The sequence below is a fragment of the Shewanella algicola genome, assembly GCF_014648035.1.
GTDB lineage: Bacteria > Pseudomonadota > Gammaproteobacteria > Enterobacterales > Shewanellaceae > Shewanella > Shewanella algicola.
On record NZ_BMQI01000035.1, the window covers coordinates 43,853 to 50,929 of the forward strand.

Annotated in this window: 6 protein-coding genes; 1 reads left to right on the forward strand and 5 read right to left on the reverse strand. The window is 42.1% G+C overall.

All coding sequences use genetic code 11. The features are described from left to right. Nucleotides 1–30 precede the first annotated feature (30 nt). Complete coding sequence (gene tnpC / locus IEY42_RS14900; protein ID WP_188925980.1) at nucleotides 31–1,587, reverse strand: IS66 family transposase; 1,557 nt, start codon at nucleotides 1,585–1,587, stop codon at nucleotides 31–33. Nucleotides 1,588–1,698: 111 nt separating this feature from the next. After that, the gene (tnpB, locus tag IEY42_RS14905; protein WP_188925981.1) at nucleotides 1,699–2,046 is read right to left on the reverse strand and encodes an IS66 family insertion sequence element accessory protein TnpB; all 348 of its coding nucleotides are present in this window, start codon (nucleotides 2,044–2,046) and stop codon (nucleotides 1,699–1,701) included. Between the two features lie 135 nt (nucleotides 2,047–2,181). Between tnpB and IEY42_RS14910 the strand changes: the two genes are divergently transcribed. Then, nucleotides 2,182–2,721 carry a substrate binding domain-containing protein gene (locus tag IEY42_RS14910; protein WP_229780088.1) on the forward strand — a complete coding sequence of 180 codons (540 nt, stop codon included), beginning with the start codon at nucleotides 2,182–2,184 and terminating at the stop codon, nucleotides 2,719–2,721. Nucleotides 2,722–2,834: 113 nt separating this feature from the next. Here the strand turns inward: IEY42_RS14910 and msrA are convergent, their stop codons facing one another. The 3 genes from msrA to IEY42_RS14925 form a co-directional block, all read right to left on the reverse strand. Beyond that, complete coding sequence (gene msrA, locus IEY42_RS14915; RefSeq protein ID WP_188925982.1) at nucleotides 2,835–3,428, reverse strand: peptide-methionine (S)-S-oxide reductase MsrA; 594 nt, start codon at nucleotides 3,426–3,428, stop codon at nucleotides 2,835–2,837. A gap of 162 nt (nucleotides 3,429–3,590) precedes the next feature. Beyond that, a complete protein-coding gene (locus tag IEY42_RS14920) occupies nucleotides 3,591–4,739 on the reverse strand; it encodes a hypothetical protein (RefSeq protein WP_188925983.1) in 1,149 nt (382 codons plus the stop codon). Between the two features lie 85 nt (nucleotides 4,740–4,824). Beyond that, nucleotides 4,825–6,780 (reverse strand): DNA topoisomerase III, encoded by a 1,956-nt coding sequence (locus tag IEY42_RS14925; RefSeq protein ID WP_188925984.1) that lies wholly within the window; start codon nucleotides 6,778–6,780, stop codon nucleotides 4,825–4,827. Nucleotides 6,781–7,077 lie beyond the last annotated feature (297 nt).

Sequence of the window (7,077 nt, forward strand, 5' to 3'; positions counted from 1 at the left end):
GTAAGCGTCTAGGCAAAGACACTTAGCCATTTAGCTTTGTTTGATATTCCACGGTAATAAAGACTCAACGTCACTTGGGTTATCCGCCAAGCCTTTCAAGCAATCAGCGATATACGTATGTACGACTAGGTCGTTGGCTTTCGCCGTTTCGATGAGACTGTAAAGTATTGCGCTGGCACGTGCACCACGCGGTGTATTTGAAAATAGCCATGCCTTGCGACCTATCACAAAAGGTTTTATTGCCCGCTCAGCGCGGTTGTTGTCGATATTCAATCGGCCATCATCTAAGTAGCGCCTGAACTTTTCAAATTGATTCAGCGCATAAAGGATGGCTTTACCCAATGGCATTTTCGGGGGGATTTTATCTTGATGCTGTAATAGCCATTGATGAAGTTCATCTACGATGATTTTAGATTTTTGCTGCCTTATGGCATATTTATCTTCAGCTGACTTACCTTTAATCTGCTGCTCTATGCCATAAAGTTTACCGATAAGGTTTAATGCCACATCAGCTTTGCCTGTTTTTTTATTATTCCCCTTGGCTTCGATAAATTTGCGACGAATATGCGCCAAACAAGCAACTAAGGTCGCATCGGTTTGCGCGTAGGCTTGATAACCGTCCACATGCAGATAACCAGAAAATCCCGCAAGAAAGTCAACGGCACATTGGCCTGCTCGGCTGTTATGATAATCATAGAGTACGATGTTGATATTCCCCTTGGGAGAGTCATCACCACAGCAGTACAACCACATGTAACTGGTCAGTTTATCGGCTTTTAATACCTTAAGCGGGGTTTCATCAGCGTGGATAACATCTTGCTCCAGTAAGCTGACTTTCAGGCGTTGATATAAAGGCTCAAGAAAGTCGGCGCAGCGTATCATCCAACTCGACATGGTTTTACGATTGAGCACAACACCAATATCCGCAAACAAGGTTTCTTGGCGGTATAAAGGCAGGCCAAACTGATATTTACAAGTGATGATATGGCTGAGCAAACTCGGCGTCGCCATGCTTTTTGGGATGGGCGTGGCTGGCATTGATGCGGTTTTTATCGCTACCTCAACACCTTGTTGTTCACACTGACGACAAGCATATTTCGGTCGAATGGTTTTAATCACCTTGATGTGTGCGGGGACGAATTCTAACGTCTCGCTACTGCTTTGCCCCATTTGATGCAGCGGTCCTTGGCAACAATCACAGTATTTGCCGGCTTCATCAATATCAACAATGACCTCTTCACGAGGAAGTTCAGCTGGCAATGGTTGACGCTTAGGTTGGCTTAATGTGCCACTTGTTACTGGTTTATCTGCAAGCAGCGCCTTATCTTGCGCATCAAGAGTATCGACTTGCTCTGCATCTAACTCGGCTTCCGCTTCATTAAAGACTTCCCCTGCGCCAGGCAGTTTCTCTGACTTTTTAGCAAACTCTCTGGCGAGCTTAGCGTTGTATTGGGCTAATAAGTCATGGATTTGCGCACTTTGCTCGGCAATCAAGGCATCTTTTTGAGCCAACGTTTGCTGCAACTCAAGCAGCATTTGCTTGAGTTGTGCTGGGTCGTCAGGTAATTCATGAGGCAAGATTTTCATGCCCGCAGTGTATCAGAAATAGCAAGTCAAATAAGGGGTTAGCCATTAATCAGTGTCAGGGGGACTGTCAACGATCCTTCACTACAAAACGATCGCGTTTATTTGTCTCATTTAAGTTAAAGATTGATAGTTAAGTGATTGATGTCCAATCACATCAAAGCCTGATAACAGCCATGAAAGTTGCTGCTCGGTTAAGCTGTAGGCTTGATGGTCAACTTTGCTTGGCCATTTAAATCTTTGCTTTTCCAAGCGCTTATACCACAGCGCAAATCCCGTTTTATCCCAATACAGCAATTTGAGCTTATTTTTAGCTTTATTACAAAACACGAACAATGCGCCAGTATAAGCATCATGCGCGAGTTCTTGTTCAACAATCGCCACAAGGCCATCAATGGATTTACGAAAATCAACGGCATCACGATGCAAATAAATGGTAGGAGGGTTGATAAACATCTTCATGGCGTAAGCTCTCGCAATAATTGCGCAAGAAAACTCGGCGTGGCTGAGTGAGGTAAATGCAATTTGGCATGAGCGAATTCTAAAGTGATAGCAGCTTGTGGCTGCTCGAATTTGAGCTGAGTCACTTGGTGTTCAGTGACTTTATGTTGTGATATTTGGGCGCAGAGAAAGGCGCCTTCAGTCAATGCCAACTTATATGGTTTTAAAATTTGTAACGTGCCTCGTTTATTGTGTGCATCTCAAGCCTACTTAGATAAATACGGCACACCAACCCACCCACAAGACTTAGTATCCCACAACGGATTATTATACCAACTGAATGATATAACCTACGACGTGTGGGAATTCTCTAAAGATAAAGAACAGTTTAAAATTAAAATGAAAGGCAATCGAGTGTCTAACGACGGCGAACTAGTCCACCGCTGGAGCCTATCAGGCAAAGGGATCGGGTTAAAGTCATCTCTTGATATCTCAAATGATTTATTGTCCGGAAAACTCATCAATATTCTGCCTGAATACAGCGCCAACGCGACAGAACTGTGGTTAATCTTCCCTAGCAGACAATCTATCACTCCTGCTGCTCGCCTACTTCGCGATACATTGAAACAAAAAACCAGAGTTATTTTGCAACAATTAATCGCTAAAGGCATTTTAGATAAAAGCGTGCTGGATTAATATTGTTAAGGTGAGGTTCAGCGATTTCTTATTTACACCATTAATGTCCTGCGGTGACGACATTCGACACCGCAGATTATAAGTAACAGCTCAAAATCCCTTAAACGTTAAACTTAATGTGTTGCTTTATCTCCCCAAATCTCTGCTAATCTTTTGTCTCTGCCGCAGCTCCAGCGGTAAGCATTATATCTAATAGGGTTATTTTTATAGTAATCCTGATGGTAACTCTCATCGCCTTTTATCGGATAAAATATAGATGCATTTAAAATAGGCGTGACCACTTTATTATTGGGGAATTGCTTTTCAACCTGGCTTTTAGACTGTTGCGCAATCGCTCTTTCGGCATCGTTTGCCACAAAAATCGCACTTAAATAGCTCGAGCCTTTATCGCAAAATTGCCCTTGGGTATCAAAAGGGTCAATGTTAACCCAGTAATAATCTAACAACTCTTTGTAGCTAACTTTGTTAGGATCATAGGTAATTTCAACCGCTTCATAATGACCTCGGTGGTTGCCGTTATAGGTAGGGTCTTTAATGTTTCCGCCAGTAAAACCTGAAATAACATCTGTTACACCATCAAGTTTTTCAAAATCAGACTCCATACACCAGAAACATCCACCAGCCAAAATGGCTTTATCTGCACTGGCATTCGATGCATAAGCCAATAAACTTACTGCTAATATTGTTAATACTGGTGTGCTTTTCATACACCCTCCTTTAATTTTTTATTGATTATGCTACCGATCACAACACTACTATATGAATTTAAAGGGCTAAAGGTTCACTATGGCATTGATTAAACTTTAAATGCCAGAGTCAAATAACCTCCGTTAACCCTAAATGGCACAAGACTCATACGTGTTTTCCGCTTAGCTCTCGTGCCAAAGGGTATTATCGCAATACTGCTTGATGAGAGCTTGGATATCTTCAATTTCTGTTTCAGAGAAGTTTCTTAATATCGTGTTATTACCGTTTCCAGCTTTCTGAATGAACACTTTATAATAAAAAGCACCCTCAGTATTTTTTATACCCTCGATAGAAAATGCATTTTCACTAATGATGAAATTGTCTTCTAGAGAAAATAGCACACTATAAAAACCAGAGTGAGAATGGAATTTAGCGCGCTGCAAACTGTCTTTCATTGGCTCAATAACTTTCAAAATTTCCGGATTAATAGAAAGCAATTCCCTACTAAGTAACTTAGAAAAACTGATGCAATCTTGACTTATTTCACCTAAAGATTTTTTCAAAAATACGGAGTCACCAGTCAGCGCCAAGCGGTAAGGTGTTTCTCCCTTTTTATTCTGTAGATGAACATTAACAGGTATTGTCTGAGTGAACATTTCAAACATACCGTCTATACGCGGATTTGGCGGGTAAGGAGTGCCTTTGGGTAATTTTGCTTTTAGTATTGCGGTCGCAATGGTTTCGCCTTCTGAGGTATAACCATTATATGCATCTGGTGCGGTATGCTCCCAATTAATATGCTCAATAAGCCCGCCTTTAACCAAAAACGCGACAATATCATCGGCACTATTCATGCCCATATAATGCTTATTAATTGTATTAGCGGCTTTTTTAGGTAAATAAACCACAGCCATCGTTTGATCATTAGTCGGAAGGATCAGGTACTTACTTTGCAATTCTTTTTGAATATAATTATTTAGCTTGTCATAAAAACTATCTGTAACCCAGCTAGACCCATCTTGAAGAATGTTAAATTTCTTTTTTTTCTCACTATATTCAAACTGTAACGTGACAGTTGTATCTATACTCCCAGTAACAGAAATATTGCTAGGTTTAAATTCGCCAAGAGTCACATCTACATGCTGCTTAAATACGTTGATATAGGATTCGATCCCATCGATACACTCTGGATCATAATGAAGAAAGCGTTCTGGTGTCAGACTTTCGAAAATTTGAAATAAATCATTGCTCGACTCGAGATCACCTAAATCAGTTTCAAAATTAATATTTTGCTTCTTAAGCAAGTTTTTTATTCTTGTTAAAAGATCCATTTTATTGTTTCCATTAAGTATATGGGTAAAACAGCTGTAAACCCCTTCAACTGAGAAAAACCTCAAGCGCTACATTACCTTACCATTATTTCGCTTTTGCTTTGGTCTTCTTTTTATACGGTTTTTTAAAACTGCGCTTTGGCGCAGTACTGGCAACACCTTGTAATGCTGAGGGTAACTGATTTGACGCTTGAGTAATTAGCCCATCTAACTGGCTCAGCAATGGCTGCATAAAGGCATCGTACTTTAAACGTTTTTGGCTGATGGCATCGAGGCTGTTTTCCCATAAGGCAGTCATGTCGGGTGTAGTGGATGATTCGGGCAAACTGCGTATTAAGCCAACGCCCACTGGCGTCGCTTTAATGGCTTTCCCCTGGCGAACCAAATATCCGCGTTTAAACAGCAACTCAATAATGCCTGCCCGTGTGGCCTCTGTGCCTAGACCATCAGTTTCTTTGAGGATTTTTTTAATCTCACTATCGGTCACATAACGGCTAATACCCGTCATGGCACCTAATAAGGTCGCGTCAGTAAAATGCTTGGGCGCTTGAGTCATTTTTTCTAATAACTCACCACGCTCACATTGCAGTATTTGGCCTTTTGCTAACGGCGGCAATGACTGTACGACATCGTCGTTTTCATCTTCATTGTTACTTGATTGGTTTTGGTTTGCTACTGCCCGCTTAAACAGTTGTTTCCAACCTAGGGTTTTATCCTGACGCGCTTTGGTGGTAAATAAGCCACCAGCAATAGTGACTTCAACGGCGGTTTCGGCATACACATAAGCGGGGTAAAATTGCGCAAGGTATTGGCGCGCCACATGTTGATACAACTTAGCCTCATTACTTGATAATGCCGATAAGTTAGCGACTTTTTCGGTTGGAACAATCGCATGGTGAGCATCGACTTTACTGTCATCCCAGGCTTTAGATTTAAGCTTGGCATTAGGGCTATCGCAGCCTTCAACTAACCCAGCGGCACCTTTAAGCACGGCATCTAACACTTTAGGCGCTAACGCATGCTGCTCTTTAGGCAAATAACGGCTGTCTGAGCGTGGATAAGTAATGAGCTTATGTCGCTCATATAAACTTTGACAAGTGTCGAGCACCTCTTTCGCCGACAAGCCAAAGCGTTTAGCGGCATCGATTTGTAACGCCGATAAGCTGTATGGAAGTGGCGGATTTTGCCGTTTATCTTTAGCTTCAAGCTTGGTAACTTCAGCGGGGTGACCTGATATGCGCGAAACCACGTTTTCAGCTAATCCTTTGGCTAACACTCTGCCATCTTCATCCATGTAGGGTTGGCACGCTTCGCTAGGTTGCCATTTGGCAGTAAACGCTTGTTGTTGGTCTGTCAGTAAATGGGCTAGCACTTCGTAAAATGCTTTTGGGTTAAAGTTGGCAATTTCATCGTCGCGGCGCACCACTAACCCGAGCACAGGCGTTTGAACTCGGCCAACCGACAGTACCCCCTGATAACCCACTTTACGACCTTGAATAGTATAAGCACGGGTCATGTTCATACCGTATAACCAATCGGCGCGACTGCGTGCCAATGCAGAGGTTGATAATGGCACAAACTCACGATTACTGCGTAACTGCCCTAAAGCTCGTTTTACCGCTTGTGGGTTTAAATCGCTAATTAATAAGCGCTGAACTTGATTGAGTTTGTCGCCTTTTACGCCCAGATATGAAATCACCTCATCAACCAGCAATTGCCCTTCTCTGTCAGGATCGCCCGCATTGATAATTGATGATGCTTGCTTAACCAGTTTACGCAACACGGTCAGTTGGCTGCGAGTTTTAGGTTTTGGTTGTAGCTTCCAGGTTTGTGGCACTATGGGCAAATGCTCAAGCTTCCATGACTTAAAGGCATCGTCATAGGCATCTGGCTCAGCCTGTTCGAGCAAATGGCCAATACACCATGACACACAATCACCGTTGCCGGCGGTTATAAAACCATCACCTTTTTTATGAGGCTTTGGCAGTACGTCAGCAATGGCTCGGCCTAAACTGGGTTTTTCAGCAATATATAAAATCATAATCCATTATCAGGCAGCAAAGATTCAATGAACAAAACATAAATCGCGCCAATTAACTGTATAAAATTACAGTATAGATTACCTGTTAATTTATCTTGCTGCAAATCACATAGTATTCACGACAAAAATCATTACAATGCGGGTTTTATTTTTATAAACGAATAATACCAATTCCACTAATTATCTGGTCATTCAGCGGGAGTTCTGTGCCTTCTAGGCAAATAATAGAATTGCAGGCATAGTTGTTCTCGGCAACTGCTCCTGCGTTGCTCTACCTCCTGCATCCATGCAGTCGTA